Below are 22094 nucleotides of genomic sequence, written 5' to 3' on the forward strand. Positions count from 1 at the left end.
AAGTGACCTATGTCCAAATATTACTAATTACAAAAAAAAAGACACGCTGCAACGACAGCATGTCTTTTTCGTAATTAATGGGTAGGGAAGAAAATGAGTTGCACCATAAAGATCACTCCGAAAATATAAATGAGCGGATGAACCGATTTCCCTTTTCCACTAAATAGCTTCATAAGGGGGTACGTAATGAAACCTATTGCAATCCCAGTCGATATGCTCGACGTAAGCGGCATCGTCAAAATGATTGCGAAAGCCGGAAATGCTTCATCGAACGTTTTCCAATTGACTTTTGCCAAGCCCTCCATCATGAAACATCCGACGATAATCAAAACGGGAGCAGTAATCGCTGCAACAGATGAAATTGCAGATATTAACGGAGAAAAGAAAATCGATGCAGCGAACAAGATTGCCACCACTGTAGCCGTTAATCCCGTACGTCCGCCTGCAGCCACTCCTGTACTCGATTCAACGTAAGCTGTCGAAGGACTTGTACCAAACAAGGATCCGACTGTCGTAGCAATGGCGTCACCCAAAAACGCTTTCTTGGCTCGAGGGATCTTGCCGTCCTTCGTAAGCCCAGCCTGTTCCGTCACACCAATCAAGGTACCTGTCGTATCGAAGATCGTGACAAGTAAAAAGGCGAAAACAACCGAATATAAAGAATGAGTGAACACCCCAGCTATATCAATATCAAAGAATACCGGTGTAGGCGGCACGGATAAGATGCCTTTGAAATCGAGCAAACCGATGAAATAGCCAATGATGGCCGTAACGATCATGCCAATGAAAATGGCTCCTTTGATATTGCGCGCCATTAAAATCAAGGTAATGAACAAGCCAGCTAACGCTAAAACGGTTCCTGGCTGATGCAGGTCACCAAGAGTCACCATCGTTGATTCATTAGGTACGACGATACCTGCGTTTTTCAAACCGATAAACGCGATGAATAAACCAATTCCTGATGTGATGCCATACTTTAAGGAATTAGGAATGGCGTCAATGATCATTTTACGCAAGCTTGTCACGCTAATTAATAAAAATAGCAAGCCTGCGATGAAGACAGTCCCGAATACGGTCTGATAGGAGAGGCCCTGCGCCCCCACTACGCTAGCAAAATAAGCATTCAAACCCATACCCGGCGCTATCGCAATCGGGTATTTTGCGACCAGCCCCATAAGAAGGGTTCCGATGACTGCTGATATGACTGTTGCCATGAAAACCTGTTCAAAGGGGATACCGATTGAAGATAGCAAAGCTGGATTCACAATAAGGATATAAACCATAGTCAAAAATGTCGTAACACCCGCCATGACTTCCGTACGGACATCCGTCCCATTTTCTTTCAGGGAGAAAAACTTTTCCATAAACATATTTAGACCTCCAGATCTAAAGGAAACACCGACAACCGTTTGCATGCGAAGACTTGGTGTCCTAAAATTGTACTGCAACGACGCTTTTTCTGTTGGAATCATTCATGTAACGAACAAAAAAACGAATGAAAAACGCGACCTTTACTATAATATTCGTTTTTAATACGAAATTCAATAAAAAAATTTGCTCGACAGTGAATTTTTCATATTTTTTTATCCTTCCCGGATGATGGGAGGGCGAGCACTTTAACTTTTTTCCAAAAGCGAGATTTATCTCCAGTAAAAATGAAAAACCACATGAATCACTGATTCATGTGGTTTTTCATTTGCTGAAGAATCTTTTTTTCAAGCCTGGATACTTGAACTTGCGATATACCAAGCCTCGCAGCCACTTCCGATTGTGTCTGGTCTTTGTAATATCTCAGAAAAACGATTAGCCGTTCACGTTCATTCAATTCTTGGATCGCTTCTTTCAAAGCGATTTGATCGAACCATGATGTTTCATTATTGTCGGCAATCTGATCAAGAAGCGTAATCGGATCACCATCATTTTCGTAGACCGTTTCATGGATGGATGAAGGGCTCCTGCTAGCTTCTTGGGCCATGATGATTTCCTCAGGCGATAACTCAAGATGTTCCGCCAGTTCATTGACAGTGGGGACACGGCCATACGTCTTGGAAAGTTCCTCTTTCGCCCTGCGGATTTTATTTGCCATTTCCTTTAAGGACCGGCTCACCTTTACCGTTCCGTCATCACGGATAAAGCGTTGGATTTCACCAATGATCATTGGCACAGCATACGTAGAGAATTTCACTTCAAACGATAAGTCAAATTTATCCACGGACTTCAACAGACCAATACAGCCAATTTGATAAAGGTCATCCGGTTCGTAACCTCGATTGAGGAACCTTTGCACCACTGACCATACAAGCCTAAGATTACTATTGACGATCAAGTTCCTTGCGTCTTGGTCACCGCTTTGACTGCGTTGGATTAAACTCCTCAATTCCTCATCTTTTAAATGGGGCTGGCCTTTTTTACCCTTCTCGTTTTTAACCTCCACATCCATATGCAAGTCTCCCTTAATTGCACAAAGCTCTGCTTGTAGTTAAGTGCTTTTTTAATCGAATGATCGTGCCTTCACCCTTATGGGATACGATATTGATTTCATCCATGAAGTTTTCCATAATGGTGAATCCCATGCCAGAACGTTCAAGCTCCGGTTTCGTCGTGAACAACGGTTGTTTAGCCTCCTCGACATCCTCAATGCCCAATCCTTCATCCCTGATCGTCAATTCGACCGTATCGCCTTCGATGACCGCTGAAATGTATACCCAGCCTTCCGGGTCACTCTCATATCCATGAATGATCGAATTCGTAACCGCTTCAGACACGACCGTCTTGATTTCCGTCAATTCATCCATCGTCGGGTCCAATTGGGCGATGAAAGCCGCAACAGTCACCCTGGCAAAAGATTCATTTTGGCTTAGTGCAGAAAATTTCGTTTCCATTTTATTTTTCATATTAGGCAACCCCCAGTCTTTGCAAAGCGTTTTGTTCGGATAGTTCCATTTTAACAATTTTAAACAACCCTGACATCTCGAATAACCGCTTTACTGCTGGAGAAATTGCACAGACCACCATTTCACCTTGCTTTTTATTTACCTGCTTATAACGCCCTAATATGACGCCGAGCCCAGAACTGTCCATAAAATGCAATTCTTCCATGTTGAGGATAATATGCTGAATGTTGTGCTTTTGAATGGCTGCCTCAGCCTGATTTTTCAATTTTTCTGCTGTATGATGATCTAAATCACCTTTGAGACGAATGCACAATACGCGATTCTTCGCCTCCATATTAATCGTAAGACTCACTATATACAGCCTCCTTCACTGTCTTATAAGAGTCAAATTCTCTTTTTCACCTGCCGATTCCTTCTTACTGGCAAAACTAGTGCCGTTTCGCCTAAATTAGTTTTATTACCAAACATTGCGACATTTTTTTTATTTCGCTTGGGTAAACATGCCGAAAGCCCGTTTATACAATTGCCACCAGCTCGCATTTTTAACCGGTTCCTTCGCAACAATCGGTGATTTCACATACACCTTGCCGTTTTTCTTCAATTCAAGCGTACCAATTTCATCACCCTTTTGAATCGGGGCTTTCAAATTGTCATCAAGCGTGATTTTTTTCGTAAAGTCTTTTGCCGTTCCGTTTTTTGCCGTCAAAACCGAGATCGGCTCGCTTGTCACACCAATCACCGATTTCTTACTGCCTTTGCTTACCTTCGTTTCCCCTAACACCTCACCGCGTTTATAAATTGGATAGGTGATGTATTGTGAAAATGCGTAATCTAACATCTTCGTAACCTGGGCGTTTCGTTCCTTAGGGGAAGCAGCTCCGAATACGACGGCAATGACCCGCATATTCCCTTTTTTTGCGGTTGCCGTTAAACAGTACTTCGCTTCATTCGTGAATCCTGTCTTCAACCCATCCACCCCAGGGTAAAATTTCACTAATCGGTTCGTATTGACGAGCCAGAATTTCTTATCGGTATTTTCACGGAGATAATCTTCATATGTACCCGTGAACCTTGTAATCATATCGTATTTCAATAGTTCCTTCGCCATGATCGACATATCATGAGCAGAACTGTAGTGATCCTTAACTGGAAGGCCCGTTGCGTTTTGGAACTTCGTATTCTTCAGCCCCAGTTCCTTTGCCTTTTCATTCATTTTCTTTACGAATTCTTCTTCCGATCCGGCAAGACGTTCAGCCATCGCCACCGAGGCATCATTCGCCGAACCGACAGAAATGCCTTTGAGCATGTGCTCTGTGGTCATTTCTTCACCTGGCTCGAGGAATATTTGGGATCCCCCCATCGATGCTGCATACTCGCTCGTCCTGATTTTTTCCTTCATGCTAAGCTCGCCTTTATCAATGGCTTCCATGATTAGCAGCATCGTCATGATTTTGGTCATGCTTGCCGGTGAAAGACGAACATCAGAATTTTTATCATAGAGAACAGTGCCTGTATCCCGTTCAATCAAAATAGCGGATTTAGCATTCGCTGCCAAGTCCACTCCTTTATTTTCCGCTGCCTTTGTATGTGGGCTGCCAAAACTTATTACTATAAATACAGTTAAAAATAGAGAAAGAACCCGCTTCATCTCCATACCCTCCAATCTTTATATCATTTATTTTTTCCACAAAACCCATTTTTATACAAATAAAGAGCAATTTTGAATTATCACCAGACGGAAGAAATCATAGTGGCGATATCGCTTTCCCTCTGCTCACCCTGATCGCCCATGAAAAGCTACGTATCGTAGAGCCGAAAGGTCAAATTAAAGCAAATGGGATTCACACAAATACGAACGTTGAAAGGAAGGAGCGAGTGCCGGGGAGGCTCAGGAGCGCCTGCAGTGGAATGGAACTACGCACAGTTTCATCCGAGTTCGGGTTTTTCGTAAATTTCGCGCTTTTCACACGCAGTTTGGGTCTTAACTCGACAGTTTCATGCGCGTTTCTCGCAAAATGCTCGTGTTGATGCGTTCCATGATCATTTTGGAGCGTTACTCGCGAGTTCAGGCTGTGCATCGAATTCTGCGCAAAGTGGATTGGATTGAAATGGTCCAAAAACCTAAAAAAACTGTAGACAAACTCAATTGTTATCGAGTTTGTCTACAGTGATATTTTGGAAAATGTTCATTATTCCATAATTTCTTTATAAATCAATGTCGGTTTTTCAACTTTCGCTTTTGAAACCGCAATGCTTTCATACAATTTTTCCTTCACTTTGGAAACATCTTCAAAGTTGCTGTAAATCGTTACAAGGGATTCACCTTTTGCTACGGTTTCCCCAATTTTTTTACGGAGTACAAGCCCGACTGCCAAATCGATTTCAGATTCTTTCGTCGCCCGGCCGGCACCTAGAAGCATGGCTGCGGTTCCCACTTCATCCGCGATGATTTCCGATACATAGCCGTCCTCTTTCGCTTCCAGCTCAAAAGTATAAGCGGCCTGCGGAAGTTTTTCCGGATGATCAACAACCGATCCATCGCCTCCTTGTGCTTCCAAGAAAATTTTGAACGAATTAAGTGCAGATCCATCTTTGATCGCATTTTCAAGCAACGTTCTTGCTTCTTTCAATGAATCCGCTTTTTTAGCTAGGTAAACCATATGGCTTCCCAGTGTTAATGAAAGTTCCGTTAAATCCTCCGGTCCCTCTCCTTTAAGCGTATCGATCGCTTCCTTCACTTCTAAGGCATTTCCGATTGCGTAACCAAGCGGCTGGCTCATGTCGGAGATGACAGCCATCGTGTTTCTTCCAACATTGTTTCCGATGCTCACCATTGCATGCGCCAATTCTTCTGAATCGGCAAGAGTTTTCATGAAAGCCCCTGCACCTGTTTTAACATCAAGCACGATAGCATCTGCACCAGCGGCGATTTTCTTGCTCATGATCGAGCCAGCAATCAGACCGATGCTATTGACAGTGGCTGTTACGTCGCGCAACGCATACAGTTTTTTATCGGCTGGGGTCAAGTTCCCGCTTTGTCCGATAACGGCGATTTTGTTTTTATTCACAAGTCTAATGAACTCATCATTTTCAATTTCAACATGAAAACCTGCAACGGATTCCAGCTTATCGATCGTACCGCCCGTGTGGCCAAGTCCGCGTCCTGACATTTTTGCAACAGGAACACCTACCGCAGCAACCAATGGGCCAAGCACTAGTGTCGTCGTATCGCCAACACCGCCTGTTGAATGTTTATCGACCTTGATTCCTTCAATCATCGATAAATCGATTTGATCACCCGACTCGACCATTGCCATCGTTAAATCAGCACGCTCCTGCTCATTCATTCCTTTGAAATAAACAGCCATCGACCAGGCGCTCATTTGGTAATCAGGAATCGTTCCATCCGTGAAGCCTTTGATAATGAATTGTATTTCTTCTGTTGAAAGGGCCTTTCCATCACGCTTTTTCTCGATTAAGTCTACCATTCTCATATTAGAATCCCCACTTCTTAATGACACCTATTTTCAGGTGCACTTGTATTTTTTGATCGGTTTAAATGTCCTTAACGATTTGCTTAACAAATTCCAGGAAACTGCTTTTCACCTTTTCAGTTGTTTCGATTACTTCTTCATGTGACAAAGGCTGATCCAGAATGCCTGCAGCCATATTGGTGATGCATGAAATTCCGAGGACCGACATGTCACTATGTCTAGCCACGATGACTTCCGGAACGGTTGACATTCCCACCGCATCCCCTCCAAGGATCCTTGCCATTTTCACTTCTGCAGGTGTTTCATAAGTCGGCCCGGAATTCCCGACATAGACGCCTTCCTTAATATCCATATTAAGTGAAGATGCGATTTTTTTAGCTTTTGCACGAAGGTCTTTACTATACGCTTCTGACATATCAGGGAACCTTGGCCCGAATCGATTCTCATTAGGACCAATCAGCGGGTTTGTCCCCATGAAATTGATATGATCCGTAATAAGCATCAAATCGCCAGGTGCGAAGCTTTCATTAACGCTTCCGGCAGCGTTCGTTACAATTAACTGCTCCACACCGAGAAGTTTCATCACACGGACAGGAAAAGTGACCTTCTCCATGGAGTAGCCTTCATAAAAGTGAAAGCGTCCTTGCATGGCTACCACTTTTTTACCGCTTAATTGGCCAATGACAAGCTGACCCGCGTGCCCTTCAACAGTCGAAACCGGAAACTCCGGGATGTCTTGGTAGGGAATCGTGATCGGATTTTCAATTTCATCTGCCAATACTCCCAGCCCAGAACCAAGAATCAATCCTATTTCCGGAGAACCATCTATCTTGTTTTTTATGAATGCTGCAGCTGTCTCTATTTTATTGAACATCTATTTCTCTCCCCCTTATTTTAAATCGCCTAACATACTTTCCCCGAATGCCGGCATTTTCACATCGAAATTAGCAGCAACTGTCGCCCCGATATCAGCAAATGTATCTCTTACTGAAAGCTCGGCGCCTTCTTTGAAACGTTTGGAGTAGACCAATAATGGAACAAATTCACGTGTATGATCGGTTCCTTCATGTACAGGGTCATTTCCATGATCGGCAGTGATGATCAATAAGTCATCCTCTTTAAGCTTTTCAAGGACTTCCGGCATCCTGGCATCGAATTCCTCCAGTGCCTTACCGTAGCCCTCTGGATCGCGACGATGGCCGTATAAAGCATCGAAGTCGACTAGGTTAAGGAAGCTTAGTCCTTTGAAGTCCTGGTCTATCGTTTGGATTAACTTATCCATTCCATCCATATTGGATACAGTCCTTAGTGATTCAGTCACGCCTTCTCCATCAAAAATATCCGAGATTTTCCCGATTGCCAGTACATCAAACCCGGAATCCTTCAATTCATCCATCACCGTCCGGTTAAAAGGCTTCAACGCATAATCATGGCGGTTAGGCGTCCTTTTGAAGCTGCCCGGTTCACCAGTGAAAGGCCTCGCTATCACACGGCCAACCTTGTACTCATCGGCCATTGTCACTTCACGTGCAATTTCACAAACCTTGTATAATTCTTCGATTGGAACGATATCTTCATGTGCAGCAATTTGCAGGACGGAATCAGCTGATGTATAAACGATCAATGCGCCCGTCTTCATATGCTCTTCGCCAAGCTTTTCAATGATTTCCGTGCCGCTTGCCGGTACATTTCCTATGATTCCACGGCCCATTTTCGCTTCAAGCTCATTGACCAATAATTCAGGAAAGCCATTTGGAAATACCTTAAACGGAGTGGAGATATTCAGCCCCATTATTTCCCAATGCCCAGTCATCGTATCTTTTCCTGTTGATGCCTCTTTCATTTTCGTATAGTATGCGAGAGGTTGCTGGGCTTTATCGATTCCTTTTATGTCACGGATATTGCCTAAACCGAGCTTTGCGAGATTCGGCATGTGCAATCCATTCATCTCTTCAGCAATATGTCCGAGTGTATCGGATCCTTTATCGCCGAATAAATCCGCATCAGGTGCTTCGCCGATTCCGACCGAATCCATAACCACTACAAATATACGTTTAAACGCTGAATTCCCTTCCATGCTCATTCCTCCTAAAATAGTAAATCGCTTTTTATACTCTTTATCTTACCCTTAACCTGCTTAGTTACTCTTATAAAAAAATCAAATAGCGAGAACGTCAGAAGTCTGACCTCTCTACATTGTAAACGATTACCTAGATGGAGACAAATAATATATTTCAAAAAAACCAACGAAGTGACGATGTGAATCACCAGGAATGCCAAGCGAACTTTCCGCTCCTAGCACCAACTGGAAAAAGGCTGCTTCCCCTGCCTGACCTGCAGGTAGGAAGCAACCGCTCTATCATTCTACTATTCTTCTATGCCCGCGGATGGAATTTTGAATATACATCCTTTATGCGAACGTTGGTTATATGTGTATATATTTGTGTTGTCGAAATATCCGCATGTCCAAGCATCTCCTGGACGGCACGTAAATCAGCCCCATTCATCAAAAGATGTGTCGCAAAAGAATGCCTTAGCGTATGCGGCGTGATTTCTTTTTCTATATGGGCCGATTTTACAAGTTTCTTGAGGATCTTCCAAAAACCCTGTCTTGTCAGCCTGTTGCCATGATGATTCAAAAAAAGCGAATCCGTCCTGTGCTTCGGGCTGGCCAACTTTCCTCGGGAACCCTCCAAATAATGTTCGATGGCTCCCAATGCCGTTTGTCCAATCGGAATGATCCTCTCTTTATTTCCTTTCCCGACACAGCGGACAAACCCCATCGATGCATGAACATCACTCACATCCATGGAGATCAACTCACTGACCCGCATACCCGTCGCATACATCAATTCAAGCATCGCCTTATCTCGCAAACCGAATTCGTCCATCATCTTCGGAGCTTCCAATAACGCTTCAACCTCTTCCATGCTCAACACTTTCGGCAAGGTACGCTCCGGTTTTGGCGTTTCTATATGTATGGAAGGATCCTGATCTGTTACTTTTTCCCTTAGAAGAAATTGATGGAAAGACCGAATCGAGGCGATATGACGGGCTACCGTTTTCGATGATTTCCCTTGATCCTTCAAATGTACGAGAAAATGCAGGATGTTCACACGCCGTGCACTGTTCCAGTCGTCAATGGTTTCAACTTCCATCAAATAGTTCCAGTATGATCTTAAGTCGCGCTCATAGGAAACGAGCGTATTCTTGGCAAGACCCTTTTCAATCGTTAAAAAATGAATGAAATCCCTGATTTGATTTTCCATAGTCATTACTCCCCGTTTAAATAAAACAGCATTAAGCGTTCCAGCCATGCATCATCACCCGTATCTACGGCCTTCGATACTTTCACGGCCATCCCTTTCGGTTCATCATAACGATGATAACTTTGATATTCCTGATTTAACCATACCATTCCTATATAAAAAAGAACAGTGAAGCTAACGAAGAGCACCATCACTTTTGCCGTATGTAACACAAGCGATAAAGATGTTTTCATCATCTTTCCCCTCCCATTTCATCCCTTGTATCAATCTATGCCCAACAGGACAAGATTTATACGTGTTTCGATACGGGGAAGGAAAAAACCGCCTTTACTTTGCCGATACCCCTATTGCACGGATGTCCGTAACAGGAATCGGTTTTGTATCTTTTTTAAACGCAGAAAACCTTCTCCAGTAAATGGAAAAGGTCCGTCTTCATTCACCTTTATTTTCTTGTTTATCATGACATCGATGACAAATGCCATGAAAGGTTAATCTATGATCTTTTATCTTGAAGTTCCAATCGCGTTCAACGATGGATTCCACGTCTTCAAGTAAGTCCTCCTGAATCTCATCCACCGCACCGCATTCCACACAAACAAGATGATGATGGAAATGCGCAGCTCCTTCTTGTCTTAAATCATAACGGGAAACCCCGTCTCCAAAGTTAATTTTATCCACTATTTTCAATTCAGTCAGCAACTCTAGCGTACGGTATACTGTTGCCAATCCAATTTCCGGCGACTTTTCTTTGACAAGGAGGTAAACGTCTTCTGCGCTTAAATGATCCTCTTCGTGCTCAAGTAAAACGCGGACGGTCGCTTCTCGCTGAGGCGTTAATTTGTAGCTGGACGAGTGCAACTGCTTTTTTATCCTATCGATTCTGTTTTCTATTTCCATACCTAATATTCCCTCCCGCGCCGCTATCTTATCCATTATATCAAATGAGGGAAAACTGTCAAAATAGATTTCTTGTTAATGATAAAAAAATTTGCGATAAAGGCAAATTTTCGTCAATTACCCAATAGACTCACGACGTTTTTCATTAAGGAAGGTGATAGGTACGCTTCAAATGCAGCAGCCGTTACCAAAAACAAACCAGACAGGATCAACGAGAAAATATACCTTGATATGATTGGCTTCAGCGGCTCACGAACCTGCTTAAGGAAAATCCTGCTGATCATTTTCATCGACAGTGACACCGCAAGGACCGTTATCACGATGAAAATCGGCACGATGAAGATATTTTGAGGCAGAATGGAGACGAAAGATAATAAGAACCCACTCCATCCCATTTGGTTGACCAAAAAACCGACGGTGAAGCCGACTACCATCCCTTTTATGAATAATAAAACCAAAATGACCGGCAAGCCGATGACCGATATTCCTAATATCCAGATGACGCCAATATATCTTATATTATGCATGATACTTTGGGTGAACATATCATGGGAAGAGGCAAATTCACCTTTGGATACTTGTCCGAAGAATTGCGATAAATAATAGAACAAGTCCTCCTTTTGGGTAAAGCTCAAACTATTCACAAGAACCGCTCCAAAAATGACACCCATCAAAAAAAGCACGGTGATAAAGACATATAATGAGGAATGTTCGTTAATATGTTTCATTACGGCATTTTGTACGACAGATTTTTTTTTCATCTTTCATCCTCCCAACTCCGCTTACTAGAATCTATGTTTTCACTCTCTCATTTATGCTAAGAAAAACTTTTCGTTGTAAACGGACATCCGAAATGGAATCCGTGCTATAATTTTCCATAATCATGAGATGGAGGTAGGTTATGAAAGCGATATTAATGGATTTCCCAGAAAAGATCGAAACCCCGCGATTATATTTAAGGCCCTGTCAGCCAGGGGATGGCCTTGATGTTTACGAGGCCATCATCCATTCTGAACATGAACTTAAACAATGGCTGCCATTCGCCCATCAAGAGGCGTCAGTGGATATTTCCGAGCGGAACGTGTTGAAATCCTTTGCGGACTTTATTTTAAAAGAGGATATCAGGTTGCTTATTTATAGGAAAGAAGACGACCAGTTCATTGGTTCAACCGGCCTGCACCGAATTGATTGGACCATCCCTAAATTCGAAATCGGCTATTGGATTGATACGAGGTACAGTAAAAAAGGATACATAACGGAAGCGATAGAAAAATTGACAAAGTTCGCTTTTTACCACTATGGAGCAAAGCGGGTGGAAATTCGCTGTGATCCCAACAATATTGCCAGCAAACGAATTCCCGAGAAGTTAGGGTACACGCTTGAAGGAATTTTGCATAATGACAGCCTTAGTGCGGATGGCAAGGATGTGCGGAGCACCTCGGTCTATGCGAAAACGACAAATTAAAAAATGCCAGGAAGCTTAGCAATCTCTAAAAAGATAGTACCCTATGGGATCATACTTCGAGAGAGTCTATCCCATAGGGTACTTCCGTTCATGATAAGTAACAACGTTCCTTTCACTACAGGCAACCGCTCATCCATAATTCAGGAGCTTACCCGTCGCTTTTAGCTAGTCAATGGAATCTAAAAAAGCTGCCGCCTGCAATTTACAGACAGCAGCTCCTTCAGGTTGCCCCTCATGCTCTTCAGCTTTCCTTTTTGACCTTCCCGTATTTCCCTCCGCCCCCTGCTTCCAAGATAAGCGTCCCTTTCCTGGCTGCATCGATGTAGCCGGCCAGCTTATCAGGCACGATGGCCTTAAGCTGTTCGAGCGTAACTTTATGAAGGATATTCATTTCGGTCCCAAATGCCTCAAGCAGTTTTTCCATGGATTTAGGTCCGAGCCCTGGGATGAAGTCGAGTGGCACTTGATGGATATATGGCGGTCTTTTCCTTTTGAATCCATCATCCCTTTTTACTTTCGACAGTTCCTGGATGCGCGAGGATACCCCTTTTATGATTGATTCATTCCCGCATTCGGTACATGGTCCACTTATGTTCAATACCTCACGGAAACATGCGGAACATACGGTTTGATGATATTTCCCCAATAGGGGATTCAATCCATAATTGGCGACCACTTTACGATTTCCTTTTTCTTGTAGCGCTTTTTCCAGCTCAGCGAAGCTTGGTTCCTCAAGCTGGATTTTTTGATATTCTCGTGCGATTTTCCCAAGTGAATGGGCATCTGAGTTCGTCACGAATACATAAGACTCCAACTCCGCGATATCCTTGACCATTTCTGTATCCGAGCTCAGACCAAGCTCGATGGCATCAATTAGCTCTGCATCGAATACTTCTTTCAGACTTGACCGCACCCCTTTTCCATATAAGCTCTTGAACGGGGTGAAAACATGGGCTGGAATGAACAGGCCGCCGAGTGACTTTACGATTTTTTGCAGCGTCTTTCCCTCACAATAAATCCTTTGTGAACTTAATGTGATGTTTTTAACATGGCCGCTCATCCATGCGGAGAATTCCTTCATCGCCTTTAAGGTGGGAAAGTAGGCAAGAACATGGATTGGCCCCTTGCAATTCTGATCATAGATTTCAATCTCCGAGCCGGGAATGATGGTTGTTTCCCTGTAAAGAAGACCCCCTTCACTCTTCTCGATGATTTTCCCATCCACAATTGCCGCTTCGATTTCTTGGATTATTTCTGGTGAATGGCAATCGATGATCCCGATTAAATCAAGGCCCTTCCTCTCACTTGCCACCTGCAGGATGCTATTGAAGGTCAATGTTTTAGCACCGGTTATTTTCACGGCCTTCCCGCTTCTCGTCCTGCCTATATGGATATGGAGGTCAGCGTAGCACTCTTTCATTTAAGAATTCATCGCCTTTTTCAGCAGCAGATACTGAACGGCATATGCCGTCTTGGCATCTTGGATTTTCCCTTCAAGTAAATGGTTTTCGGCCTCCTCGAGCGTAAGCTCAATCAGCTCGACAAATTCATCTTCATCCAGCGGTGCAGCATTTTCTTTCTTTTTCAAATTGTGGGCCACATAAAGATGGACCAATTCATCAGCAAAGCCTGGCGACGTGTAAAAGGAAATGATGTGCTCCATTTTTTCGCATTCATAGCCGGTCTCTTCTTCCAGCTCCCGTTCTGCTGACAAAACCGGCTCCTCGCCTTTTTCCAGCTTTCCGGCAGGAATTTCGATCAAACTTCGTTCCAGCGCTTTACGATACTGTTCAACCATGATGATTTTATTGTCTGCCGTAAGTGCTATGATGGCAACCGCGCCCGGATGTTTAACTATTTCACGTTTACTCGTTTTTCCATCAGGAAGCTCCACTTCATCCACTTGCAGGCTGATTACCCTTCCTGTGAAGATTTTTTCCGAAGACAGCGTTTTTTCTTCAAATTTTTTCATTCTGAACACTCCTCTGTTCTAATTGCAGCATGATTTCTCATACATTTTACCATAATAGAGATGGAGGGCGATTTAATGAAGATTTATGTACTGGAAAAAAGCGTTACTTTATCCGGAAAGAGCTGGGAGATCATACAAAAACTAAAACAAATGCAAGATCAATATGTCTATATCAATGATTGGATTGCCGACATGGGCCGCCAGGGTCCCCATCCCCCTTTAAAAAGGATCAAGTGAATTCTTTGAGTGAAATGGGTTTCTCCTTTACAATGAACGTAAAGGGAGAGTGGATAATATGAAAAAACGCAGACTTGGTCATTCAGATTTGCTCGTTTCTGAAATCGGGCTCGGATGCATGTCATTGGGGACTGATGAAAAACAAGCATCCGAAATCATACAAGCCGCTTTAGATGAAGGGATCAATTATTTCGATACCGCAGATTTATATGATTTCGGTGTGAATGAAGAAATTGTCGGGAGGAATTTAAAATCGGTCCGCGAACAGGTCTACATAGCCACCAAGGTTGGAAACCGCTGGAATGAAAATAAAGATTCCTGGTCTTGGGACCCTTCTGCCACTTATATCAAAGCGGCCGTAAAAGATAGCTTAAAGCGGCTCGCAACGGATTACATCGATCTCTACCAGCTGCATGGAGGAACCATGGCAGATAATATCGAAGAAACGGTAGAAGCGTTCGAAGAGCTAAAAAAGCAAGGCTATATTCGCCACTATGGTATATCCTCGATCCGTCCGAACGTGATCAAGGAATTCACTGAAACGTCCGAGCTTGATTCCGTAATGATGCAGTATAGTCTGCTCGACCGCCGACCGGAAGAGTGGATGCCCCTTTTGGAAAACAAACAAATCAGCATCATCGCACGCGGTCCCCTTGCGAAGGGCTTGCTTAGCGAGAAAATGCTTGAAAAGGCAAATGAGGATGGATACCTTGATTATAGCTATCACGAGCTGAAAGATTTGCTTCCGCAATTAAAGGACAAGCTTTCCAATCGGAAATTGAATGAAACGGCACTTCAATATACACTGTCACATCCAAGTGTCGCTGCCGTTGTTTCAGGAGCAAGCTCAGTAAAGCAGCTCCGTGAAAACTGCCAGGCCGCCAGCAGCCCTTCCTTGTCAAAAACCGAGCTTGACATCCTGAAGCAGCTGACCAAAGCGAGCCGATATGAAAGTCATCGCGAATGACAAAAACAATTGGAATAGGCTGCACCCTCCACACGTTTAGCCAACGGGAGGGGCAGCTTATTTCCGCTTGCCTTCTTATTGCGCGGCCTGCGTTTCCTAGCTCGAACATCTCTAACCTGGCTGATGAAATCATTCGATCTTTTTGATTGCCATCGCCAAATTAATGTTGTACAATTCAGTTGTGCACAATTAAAATATGAGGATGAGGGAGAATAACAATGACTAAAACATTATTTACTACATCTGTAACGGTTGATGGCGGAAGAGAAGGAACGGCCATTTCTGCAGATGGTAACTTCACGGTTGATATTGCGATGCCTGGAACACCGAGGGCGAAACAGATGCCTGAAGCATCCAATCCTGAACAGCTATTTGCTGCTGGGTATGCGGCATGCTTCGATAGTGCTTTGCAATCAGTCGGTAAAGTCGAACGTGTTTCATTCGATTCAAAGGTCACTGCCAGCGTTAGTTTATTGATGGGTGAGATGCATCAGTACAGCTTGGCTGTCACCTTAGCTGTGAAAGGATCGGGCATCGATAAAGACACGTTTGAAGCTCTCGTTCATAAAGCCCATCAAATGTGTCCCTATTCAAAAGCAATCAATGGCAATGTCGACGTCACCATTGAAATCGATGTAGATTAATATATCCAACAAGAAAAACGCTTCGGGTGAAGTCTCACCCGAAGCGTTTTTCTTTAAAATTGCTGTAAAGTTTTCAGTAGATGCAGCAACGAAGCTTTCAAATCCTCGACCACCCGCTTATCTTCGCCAGATATAGCTGAAATGCGATCGGGAATGAAGCAGGCATCTGCCTGCAAGCCGCGTCCTTTTTCAGTCAGCAAAATCATGACCGAACGTTCATCTTGGGCGGAACGTTCTCGGACAATCAAATCATTCTGCTCCATTCGTTTCAACATCGGGGTAAGCGTTCCTGAATCAAGGGCCAGTAGCTCCCCTAGTTTCTTGACCGTAAGTGTATCCTGTTCCCACAGCAGGAGAAGAACGAGATATTGAGGATACGTCACTTCAAGTTTATCCAGCAGCGGTTTATATTTTTTCGTCATTTCCCTTGAGCTTGCATAAAGCAGGAAACATAATTGATTTTCAAGCACATTTTCCAGTTTATTTTGCATCGTATCACCAGCTAGTCTTAGTCAGTCCGAGCTTCATCCGATCGGAACTTATCTTTACTATAATCGTTCTGCTTTATAAAATAAAGGGATATCCTGATGGATGAATGACAGCTCCTTCGGTTTTGAAAAATCCGGAAAATAGGGACTGCTCCATTTTGTCTCTATTTATAATTCTTCCAGTTCAGATTGCTTTCGCCCAGTAGTTCTTCGAATGATTTATTCTTCTCCCTCTGCTTTCTTTCTGCGCGTTTCTTTTCTTCTTCCGCCGCCTTTTTCTCAACTTCCGCCGCATTCAGTTCTTGTTGCTTTTGACGAAGCTGGGACATGATATCCTGATTAAGCATATCGCCAAGTTTCAATGATGATGAATCCTTTTCTTGGCTTTTACTGGAATTTTGCTTTTGTGGCTGTTTCTTTTTCATCCTTAAACCTCCTAGCCCTTATTATGACCTGATTATATCATGATTGCCGTTTTTCCCGTTACGGTTTTCAAACCGTGTTTTCCCATTTCTCTCGTGGTAAAATAAAGAAAATCAAACGAGGGGGATCCTTCATGAAAAAATGGTGGCTTGCATTAGTTGGGATTCTGACTTATATCATCGGCGTCGGCCTTTATTTCTCCAATCGGATCATGTACATGAAAAAGAAAGAAGATGCTTTCATTCAAAATCGGGAAATCACGGCCAAACGTCTGATCAGGGAGGATTTTGATAATCTGCCCAAAACGGATATCTGGGTATCCTCACCCTCGGGCTATTCATTGAAATGCTTGTTTGTCGAACCGCATGACACCAACAAGTGGGTCGTCATTTCTCATGGTGTGACGGAAAACAAAGTCAATTCGATTAAGTATATGAATATTTTTCTTAAGCGGGGCTTTAATACGATCATTTATGATCACCGTCGACACGGGGATTCCGGTGGCAAGACGAGCAGCTATGGACATTATGAGAAACTCGACCTGAAGGCCGTAATCGATGAATTGAAGCGGCGTAAAGGCCCCGACCTTACCATTGGCATTCACGGGGAGTCCATGGGGGCCGCAACCTTGCTTTTATATGCCGGGATGCTTGAAGATGGAGCTGACTTTTACATTGCCGACTGTCCATTTTCGAATTTCGAGGATCAGATCCAACATCAGCTCAAAGCTGAAATCCCCATTCCTTCATGGACCGTATTTCCGCTTGGGCGCATGTTCATCAAACTCCGGGACGGATATTGGACCAATGAAGTGTCCCCGATTGAATATATTAAAAACATCCGCAGCCCGGTGCTCTTCATTCATAGTGAACAGGACACCTTCATTCCCGTTTCGATGACGATCGAATTATATGCAGCAAAAGAGGGCCCAAAGCAGCTGTACATCGCTAAAAAAGGGGCCCATGCTCAATCTTATAATGAAAATCCGCAAGAATATGAAGCTCAAATCGATCAGTTTCTAGAAACTTGTCTGAAAAGCAGCTGAAAGGAAACAGAGGGTATTTAAAACTCCCTCTTTTCTTCCTTTACATTTTGTTAAAAAAGCTCATTCTTGGGTTCAAGATTTGATTCGGACTTTTTAACTGAAAACTGTTCGCTTCCGGCACGAAGTCTATTTTCATGCTTTCATCGAGAAAAATCATTTTTGATTTTTCCACGAATAGCGGGATACCGTTCGTTTCCACCTTTTCCGTCCCTTCTTCCACTTCGTCGACCAGCCATAATGCCGTCACACCGCTTACAACGCAGCCGCAGCCCTCCGTGTCATATTTCAGCTGTAAATGCCCTTTTTGTCCTTCTAGCTTATCGGCTATTTTCCCTGCCGCTCTTTCCGTCCATTCAATATACATGATCACATGCCTCCCGATGTCTTTGCATGCTCCCATTATAAACGATAAGCATGCTGCTGTTAATGAATTTGCCTGCTTCACTGATGTTTTTATTGCCGAGGTGCCGCCCTCTAAAAGAGGCGGTCCTTCCGCATCAGCCTTCCATTATCCTCACATCCGCTATATCAGAAAGCTTGATATAGTGGGCCTGCTGAAAATGATCGACGATATGGAGTTTTTGGGTGAGTTCATTATAATAATGAATCCTGCCAATTAGCAGCTGATACCGGTTTCCTTCATAATGTGCAACCGTGACATCCTTTCTCTCCTCCATCGCCTCCCCCATCACGGCATTCATTTCTTCCAGTTGCTGCTCATCAAGGATGCGCTTCGTTTCATAACCATCCTCCACCACCCAATCACGCAGCATCTTCACATGCTCCGGCAACATCATTGATGTCCATTTGATACGGCCTCGATCTTGAATCATTCTTTTTTCCTCCCTTCAAAATTCCAGCCTCATGCCTTATGTCCGCCAAGCAGCCTGCTTCGGTAAACGGCTGTACCCGCTTCTGTGTACGAAACGGCACGCAATAACGCTTTGTGCCCATATTTATGGCGAATTCGATCAACCGTGTAACTCAGCTCCCGCTTCTTCCAGCGCGACGTATCAAATAAAGCCAGCTGCATCTCGTTATCATCGACAATATTCGAGAGTGTGACCGCTATGCTCCGAACCGTTTTTTGCTTCTTATAGTTCTCACGGAAAAGCTCCAGGCAAACTTTATACAGCTCCATCGTAATGTTGGTCGGTTCGCTAATCGAACGGGAGCGCTGAAAGCCCCCGCCAAATTCATCCTTGCTGTAACCAATGCCCAGGCTGACCGTCCTTCCTGCCTTGTGATGGGTGCGTGCCCTTCTTCCAACTTCTTCGCAAATCTCCAGCATCACCTGCTTGATTTCATGCTCCTCCTTGTAATCCCGCAGCAGGATCTGGCTTTTGCCAAAGCTCACCTGTCCCTCGATGATCGGTGCACCCATATCCGATAAATCTACTCCCCACGCATGGTGATAAAGCTGATTGCCCATAATTCCAAACTTCGCTTCAAGTAATTGAAGGTCATAATTGGCAAGCTGCCCAACCGTGAATATCCCCATTCCATTAAGGGTTTTTTCCACACGCCTGCCAATTCCCCACATTTCACGAAGCGGGGAAATCGACCAAAGCTTGTTTGGTACATCCTCATACTTCCATTCCGCAATCCCTTCATGCTTAGCTTCTAAATCCAAGCAAAGCTTAGCCATAAGCATGTTAGGACCAATCCCTATGGCGCAGGGGAGCTGTAATTCCCTTTCGATCTCATCTTTTATCTTTTCAGCTATCGACCGGGCATCTCCCCATAAAGAAGCGGCCCCATCGACTTTCACGAAACTTTCATCGACACTATACACATGAATGGCTTCTTTCGGCACATAACGGTTGAACAGTCGCGTGATTTCCGTCGAGACCCTTAAATAAGTCGCCATTTTCGGTTCAACGACGAAAATCCTTGGATCATCCGGAATCTCAAACATCCGCGAACCCGTTTTGATGCCAAATTCCTTCTTCATCTTTGGAGAAGCAGCAAGCACAATGCTTCCCGTCCTCTGCAAATCACCAACCACCGCCAGATAACACTCGAGCGGATTCAAGCCAAGCATGACCGCTGAACAGCTTGCGTAAAAGCTTTTCATATCGATACACATAATTGATTGGTTCGGCATCGTTCCATAATCCATCATCCATTCACCCTAACAAGAATATATGTTCGCTTTTATTGTATTCATTACTTTAAACGAATATACGTTCTTATTCAATGGAAGTTTTCAACCGAATTTCTACTTTTTATTGCATTTTCCTCAAAAAAATAGATTCACCCTAAAAATAGATAAAAACCCAGTATTTCTCTGTATATCCATATAGTTTTTTCACAATCGATCAATTCGTAGCTTGAATAGTTAAAAATGAATCTAAATGCCCACTTCATCATTTTATTCACTTTTGATATCAATAGACTTTAGACCGTCATTCACATGGTCTTTGTGCTTATTTTTTGTAATGAAATTGTAATCAAAAATATGTCTATTTGTCATAATGGTATTGTAGGATAATATTGTTAAGAAGAATCGTGAGATAGATAGAGAGGAAATGAAAACAATGAAGAAATGGATCGCTTCAGCTGCTGTCGCTTCTGCCATGATGCTAACCCCGCTGCAAGCCTTTGCTAATATTGGAGACCAAACCCTCAGACCCGGAATGACAAATAACGATGTCAAACAACTACAACAACTATTAAAAACCAAAGGTTACTTCACATATTCAGGTTCACTGACTACATACTATGGAACCTATTCCACATCAGCGGTAAAGAAATTCCAAAAAGCTAAAGGACTAACGGCCGACGGAATTGCCGGCCGAGGCACATTCAATGCACTTGGTGTTTATAATGTCAATAACACAAGCATGATTAACTATGCAAAAACCTTAATGGGCAAACCATATAAATGGGGCGGAACGACTCCGGCTGGATTCGATTGCTCCGGCTTCATCTATTACGTGTTCCAAAAGTCACAAGGTATCACCTTACCTCGTACCACGTCCTTGCTTTATTCCAATACAGGTTTAAAAGTATCGTCACCGTCTAAAGGTGATCTTGTATTCTTCGATACTTCTTCAGGGAGAACAGGCGTATCACACGTTGGGATTTATATCGGAAATGGTCAATTCATTCAGGCTTCGACATCAAAAGGAGTAACCATTACGGATATGGATAATTCTTATTGGAAACCAAGATATTTAGGTGCAAAAACTTTATAAACCCCAGGATGCGAGCTCGACTTATGAGCGAAGCACCACTCAAGGAACCGGACGGAATCATCTGTCCGGTTCCTTTTTTTATTTATGGTTTCGTTACAGCTGATTATCATGGATCAGCGACCGAAAGAAAGAGGGCTCAACGTCGTCCGCTTTCATATCCCCTTAAGTGCACATAGCTGTTATTTTAATAAACTGAACGAAAGAAAAGACCCATGAAGGGTGCATTTTCGTATGAACCGCCATCAATCGCAATGAGTTCACGATGAACATCCCTAATCCGCATGGTATGACATGTGCCGTCATTTTTGACCTTCTCAAACCTATTAACATGACCGGCTAGTTCATCAAGAACTATTTTATATACAAAATCTCATCCGTTACATCCTCTACAATGACCATGAAAGAAGCATCCATATTGGAACGATTCATCATTTCGATCGTGTACACATGCTCCGATGGCAGATGGGTGACTCCAAGAACGATGAAGCGCTGACTTTCAGCTTCCCTGACATGTTCTAGGGCAGCAGTCACCGCTCGTTGCTCGGCTGCGCTTTCCTCGTCCGTCAAAACAAGAATTAATTTCGCATTCGCTTTCCCAGGAAATGATTTCGTGGCCTCGCCCCTGTGCCACGGTTTCACTTTCATCCCGACCTTTAACTCGGAATAATCAAGATGCTTACCATGTTGATTTTGAATATATGTATCATGGGTCACCTTATAGTACGTCCCTTTAATCAGAAGTCTTTCATCATCGAGATCTGTAAGGAAGCCTTCTTCTCCCTTATCAATGCCCTCCCGCTTGTTCCACTCGGAGGGCTGACAGCTCCCCAGCATACAGGCGATCAGCACATACAGGTAAAGGTTTACCATCTTCTTCATGAAAATCCCTCCTAAGAAATAGACGCAATCCACCATGGAATGGTTACCAATTCATTTTGAATAAATGACCCTTCCCCAAAAAAAGTGTCAGTTTTGGTTGGGTGAAATCACATTTTTGAAAGGATAATGGCAATCGTACGGTTTTATCAATGCATCCGTAACGATGCAGCCCATGGAAAGAAGGGAATTGGCATGTTTTATAGAATTAGTAGGTAGTACA

At 43.5% G+C, this 22094-nt stretch carries 26 protein-coding genes; 6 read left to right on the forward strand and 20 right to left on the reverse strand.

The window, feature by feature from the left end; all coding sequences use genetic code 11:
• Positions 1-74: 74 nt before the first annotated feature.
• The 12 genes from ABE28_RS14595 to spoIIM form a co-directional block, all read right to left on the reverse strand.
• Positions 75-1364 carry an NCS2 family permease gene (locus ABE28_RS14595; protein ID WP_064463681.1) on the reverse strand — a complete coding sequence of 430 codons (1290 nt, stop codon included), beginning with the start codon at positions 1362-1364 and terminating at the stop codon, positions 75-77.
• 308 nt (positions 1365-1672) lie between these two features.
• Positions 1673-2440: an RNA polymerase sporulation sigma factor SigF gene (sigF, locus tag ABE28_RS14600; RefSeq protein WP_064463159.1), complete on the reverse strand. Its 768-nt coding sequence runs from the start codon at positions 2438-2440 to the stop codon at positions 1673-1675.
• Between the two features lie 13 nt (positions 2441-2453).
• The gene (gene spoIIAB / locus ABE28_RS14605; protein WP_057914309.1) at positions 2454-2894 is read right to left on the reverse strand and encodes an anti-sigma F factor; all 441 of its coding nucleotides are present in this window, start codon (positions 2892-2894) and stop codon (positions 2454-2456) included.
• A 1-nt stretch (position 2895) separates the two neighbouring features.
• Positions 2896-3246: an anti-sigma F factor antagonist gene (gene spoIIAA / locus ABE28_RS14610; protein WP_064463161.1), complete on the reverse strand. Its 351-nt coding sequence runs from the start codon at positions 3244-3246 to the stop codon at positions 2896-2898.
• Positions 3247-3375: 129 nt separating this feature from the next.
• Positions 3376-4542 (reverse strand): D-alanyl-D-alanine carboxypeptidase family protein, encoded by a 1167-nt coding sequence (locus ABE28_RS14615; protein ID WP_064463163.1) that lies wholly within the window; start codon positions 4540-4542, stop codon positions 3376-3378.
• 541 nt (positions 4543-5083) lie between these two features.
• Positions 5084-6388 carry a pyrimidine-nucleoside phosphorylase gene (locus ABE28_RS14620; protein WP_064463165.1) on the reverse strand — a complete coding sequence of 435 codons (1305 nt, stop codon included), beginning with the start codon at positions 6386-6388 and terminating at the stop codon, positions 5084-5086.
• Positions 6389-6449: 61 nt separating this feature from the next.
• Positions 6450-7262, reverse strand: coding sequence for a purine-nucleoside phosphorylase (locus ABE28_RS14625; protein ID WP_064463167.1), 813 nt, complete (start codon positions 7260-7262; stop codon positions 6450-6452).
• Between the two features lie 15 nt (positions 7263-7277).
• Positions 7278-8465, reverse strand: coding sequence for a phosphopentomutase (deoB, locus tag ABE28_RS14630; protein WP_064463169.1), 1188 nt, complete (start codon positions 8463-8465; stop codon positions 7278-7280).
• Between the two features lie 298 nt (positions 8466-8763).
• Positions 8764-9657 (reverse strand): site-specific tyrosine recombinase XerD, encoded by an 894-nt coding sequence (xerD, locus tag ABE28_RS14635; protein ID WP_064463171.1) that lies wholly within the window; start codon positions 9655-9657, stop codon positions 8764-8766.
• Positions 9658-9662: 5 nt separating this feature from the next.
• The gene (locus ABE28_RS14640) at positions 9663-9893 is read right to left on the reverse strand and encodes a YqzK family protein (protein ID WP_370662551.1); all 231 of its coding nucleotides are present in this window, start codon (positions 9891-9893) and stop codon (positions 9663-9665) included.
• Between the two features lie 196 nt (positions 9894-10089).
• Positions 10090-10548: a ferric iron uptake transcriptional regulator gene (fur, locus tag ABE28_RS14645; protein ID WP_061144437.1), complete on the reverse strand. Its 459-nt coding sequence runs from the start codon at positions 10546-10548 to the stop codon at positions 10090-10092.
• Between the two features lie 119 nt (positions 10549-10667).
• Positions 10668-11315: a stage II sporulation protein M gene (gene spoIIM, locus ABE28_RS14650; protein ID WP_064463173.1), complete on the reverse strand. Its 648-nt coding sequence runs from the start codon at positions 11313-11315 to the stop codon at positions 10668-10670.
• Between the two features lie 140 nt (positions 11316-11455).
• Between spoIIM and ABE28_RS14655 the strand changes: the two genes are divergently transcribed.
• On the forward strand, positions 11456-12019 hold the full coding sequence (locus ABE28_RS14655; protein ID WP_064463175.1) for a GNAT family N-acetyltransferase: 564 nt from the start codon (positions 11456-11458) through the stop codon (positions 12017-12019).
• 241 nt (positions 12020-12260) lie between these two features.
• Here the strand turns inward: ABE28_RS14655 and ABE28_RS14660 are convergent, their stop codons facing one another.
• The gene (locus ABE28_RS14660) at positions 12261-13439 is read right to left on the reverse strand and encodes an endonuclease Q family protein (RefSeq protein ID WP_064463178.1); all 1179 of its coding nucleotides are present in this window, start codon (positions 13437-13439) and stop codon (positions 12261-12263) included.
• Positions 13440-13991: an NUDIX hydrolase gene (locus tag ABE28_RS14665; RefSeq protein ID WP_064463180.1), complete on the reverse strand. Its 552-nt coding sequence runs from the start codon at positions 13989-13991 to the stop codon at positions 13440-13442. It lies immediately after the preceding gene.
• 75 nt (positions 13992-14066) lie between these two features.
• Between ABE28_RS14665 and mciZ the strand changes: the two genes are divergently transcribed.
• From mciZ to ABE28_RS14675, 3 genes are all read left to right on the forward strand, one after another.
• On the forward strand, positions 14067-14228 hold the full coding sequence (gene mciZ, locus ABE28_RS24600) for a Z-ring formation inhibitor MciZ (RefSeq protein ID WP_156775785.1): 162 nt from the start codon (positions 14067-14069) through the stop codon (positions 14226-14228).
• 58 nt (positions 14229-14286) lie between these two features.
• Positions 14287-15195, forward strand: coding sequence for an aldo/keto reductase (locus tag ABE28_RS14670; protein WP_064463182.1), 909 nt, complete (start codon positions 14287-14289; stop codon positions 15193-15195).
• 218 nt (positions 15196-15413) lie between these two features.
• On the forward strand, positions 15414-15839 hold the full coding sequence (locus ABE28_RS14675) for an organic hydroperoxide resistance protein (protein ID WP_064463184.1): 426 nt from the start codon (positions 15414-15416) through the stop codon (positions 15837-15839).
• Between the two features lie 53 nt (positions 15840-15892).
• Here the strand turns inward: ABE28_RS14675 and ABE28_RS14680 are convergent, their stop codons facing one another.
• The gene (locus tag ABE28_RS14680) at positions 15893-16330 is read right to left on the reverse strand and encodes a MarR family winged helix-turn-helix transcriptional regulator (protein WP_064463186.1); all 438 of its coding nucleotides are present in this window, start codon (positions 16328-16330) and stop codon (positions 15893-15895) included.
• Between the two features lie 161 nt (positions 16331-16491).
• On the reverse strand, positions 16492-16752 hold the full coding sequence (locus ABE28_RS14685; protein ID WP_064463188.1) for a YqkE family protein: 261 nt from the start codon (positions 16750-16752) through the stop codon (positions 16492-16494).
• Between the two features lie 131 nt (positions 16753-16883).
• Between ABE28_RS14685 and ABE28_RS14690 the strand changes: the two genes are divergently transcribed.
• Positions 16884-17795: an alpha/beta hydrolase gene (locus ABE28_RS14690; protein ID WP_064463190.1), complete on the forward strand. Its 912-nt coding sequence runs from the start codon at positions 16884-16886 to the stop codon at positions 17793-17795.
• Positions 17796-17835: 40 nt separating this feature from the next.
• On the opposite strand, the gene ABE28_RS14695 is transcribed toward ABE28_RS14690, so the two are convergent.
• The 3 genes from ABE28_RS14695 to ABE28_RS14705 all read right to left on the reverse strand — a co-directional run bounded on the left by ABE28_RS14695 (position 17836) and on the right by ABE28_RS14705 (position 19920).
• A complete protein-coding gene (locus tag ABE28_RS14695; protein WP_064463192.1) occupies positions 17836-18159 on the reverse strand; it encodes an iron-sulfur cluster biosynthesis family protein in 324 nt (107 codons plus the stop codon).
• Positions 18160-18292: 133 nt separating this feature from the next.
• Positions 18293-18628, reverse strand: a complete 336-nt coding sequence (locus tag ABE28_RS14700; RefSeq protein WP_064463194.1) for a YolD-like family protein — start codon at positions 18626-18628, stop codon at positions 18293-18295.
• Between the two features lie 29 nt (positions 18629-18657).
• Positions 18658-19920, reverse strand: coding sequence for a Y-family DNA polymerase (locus ABE28_RS14705; RefSeq protein ID WP_064463196.1), 1263 nt, complete (start codon positions 19918-19920; stop codon positions 18658-18660).
• Between the two features lie 415 nt (positions 19921-20335).
• Between ABE28_RS14705 and ABE28_RS14710 the strand changes: the two genes are divergently transcribed.
• Positions 20336-20995 (forward strand): C40 family peptidase, encoded by a 660-nt coding sequence (locus ABE28_RS14710; protein ID WP_064463198.1) that lies wholly within the window; start codon positions 20336-20338, stop codon positions 20993-20995.
• A gap of 351 nt (positions 20996-21346) precedes the next feature.
• Here ABE28_RS14710 and ABE28_RS14715 read toward each other — a convergent pair whose 3' ends face one another.
• A complete protein-coding gene (locus ABE28_RS14715; RefSeq protein WP_064463200.1) occupies positions 21347-21874 on the reverse strand; it encodes a hypothetical protein in 528 nt (175 codons plus the stop codon).
• Positions 21875-22094 lie beyond the last annotated feature (220 nt).

Origin of the sequence: Peribacillus muralis, assembly GCF_001645685.2 — a bacterium.
In the GTDB taxonomy this organism is placed as follows: domain Bacteria; phylum Bacillota; class Bacilli; order Bacillales; family DSM-1321; genus Peribacillus; species Peribacillus muralis_A.

Coding starts and splice junctions, on each gene's coding strand:
- ABE28_RS14595 (WP_064463681.1), bottom strand. CDS start 1,364: ATGGAAAAGTTTTTCTCCCTGAAAGAAAATGGGACGGATGTCCGTACG.
- sigF (WP_064463159.1), bottom strand. CDS start 2,440: ATGGATGTGGAGGTTAAAAACGAGAAGGGTAAAAAAGGCCAGCCCCAT.
- spoIIAB (WP_057914309.1), bottom strand. CDS start 2,894: ATGAAAAATAAAATGGAAACGAAATTTTCTGCACTAAGCCAAAATGAA.
- ABE28_RS14615 (WP_064463163.1), bottom strand. CDS start 4,542: ATGAAGCGGGTTCTTTCTCTATTTTTAACTGTATTTATAGTAATAAGT.
- ABE28_RS14620 (WP_064463165.1), bottom strand. CDS start 6,388: ATGAGAATGGTAGACTTAATCGAGAAAAAGCGTGATGGAAAGGCCCTT.
- ABE28_RS14625 (WP_064463167.1), bottom strand. CDS start 7,262: ATGTTCAATAAAATAGAGACAGCTGCAGCATTCATAAAAAACAAGATA.
- deoB (WP_064463169.1), bottom strand. CDS start 8,465: ATGGAAGGGAATTCAGCGTTTAAACGTATATTTGTAGTGGTTATGGAT.
- xerD (WP_064463171.1), bottom strand. CDS start 9,657: ATGGAAAATCAAATCAGGGATTTCATTCATTTTTTAACGATTGAAAAG.
- ABE28_RS14640 (WP_370662551.1), bottom strand. CDS start 9,893: ATGATGAAAACATCTTTATCGCTTGTGTTACATACGGCAAAAGTGATG.
- spoIIM (WP_064463173.1), bottom strand. CDS start 11,315: ATGAAAAAAAAATCTGTCGTACAAAATGCCGTAATGAAACATATTAAC.
- ABE28_RS14655 (WP_064463175.1), top strand. CDS start 11,456: ATGAAAGCGATATTAATGGATTTCCCAGAAAAGATCGAAACCCCGCGA.
- ABE28_RS14660 (WP_064463178.1), bottom strand. CDS start 13,439: ATGAAAGAGTGCTACGCTGACCTCCATATCCATATAGGCAGGACGAGA.
- ABE28_RS14665 (WP_064463180.1), bottom strand. CDS start 13,991: ATGAAAAAATTTGAAGAAAAAACGCTGTCTTCGGAAAAAATCTTCACA.
- mciZ (WP_156775785.1), top strand. CDS start 14,067: ATGAAGATTTATGTACTGGAAAAAAGCGTTACTTTATCCGGAAAGAGC.
- ABE28_RS14670 (WP_064463182.1), top strand. CDS start 14,287: ATGAAAAAACGCAGACTTGGTCATTCAGATTTGCTCGTTTCTGAAATC.
- ABE28_RS14675 (WP_064463184.1), top strand. CDS start 15,414: ATGACTAAAACATTATTTACTACATCTGTAACGGTTGATGGCGGAAGA.
- ABE28_RS14680 (WP_064463186.1), bottom strand. CDS start 16,330: ATGCAAAATAAACTGGAAAATGTGCTTGAAAATCAATTATGTTTCCTG.
- ABE28_RS14685 (WP_064463188.1), bottom strand. CDS start 16,752: ATGAAAAAGAAACAGCCACAAAAGCAAAATTCCAGTAAAAGCCAAGAA.
- ABE28_RS14690 (WP_064463190.1), top strand. CDS start 16,884: ATGAAAAAATGGTGGCTTGCATTAGTTGGGATTCTGACTTATATCATC.
- ABE28_RS14695 (WP_064463192.1), bottom strand. CDS start 18,159: ATGTATATTGAATGGACGGAAAGAGCGGCAGGGAAAATAGCCGATAAG.
- ABE28_RS14700 (WP_064463194.1), bottom strand. CDS start 18,628: ATGATTCAAGATCGAGGCCGTATCAAATGGACATCAATGATGTTGCCG.
- ABE28_RS14705 (WP_064463196.1), bottom strand. CDS start 19,920: ATGATGGATTATGGAACGATGCCGAACCAATCAATTATGTGTATCGAT.
- ABE28_RS14710 (WP_064463198.1), top strand. CDS start 20,336: ATGAAGAAATGGATCGCTTCAGCTGCTGTCGCTTCTGCCATGATGCTA.
- ABE28_RS14715 (WP_064463200.1), bottom strand. CDS start 21,874: ATGAAGAAGATGGTAAACCTTTACCTGTATGTGCTGATCGCCTGTATG.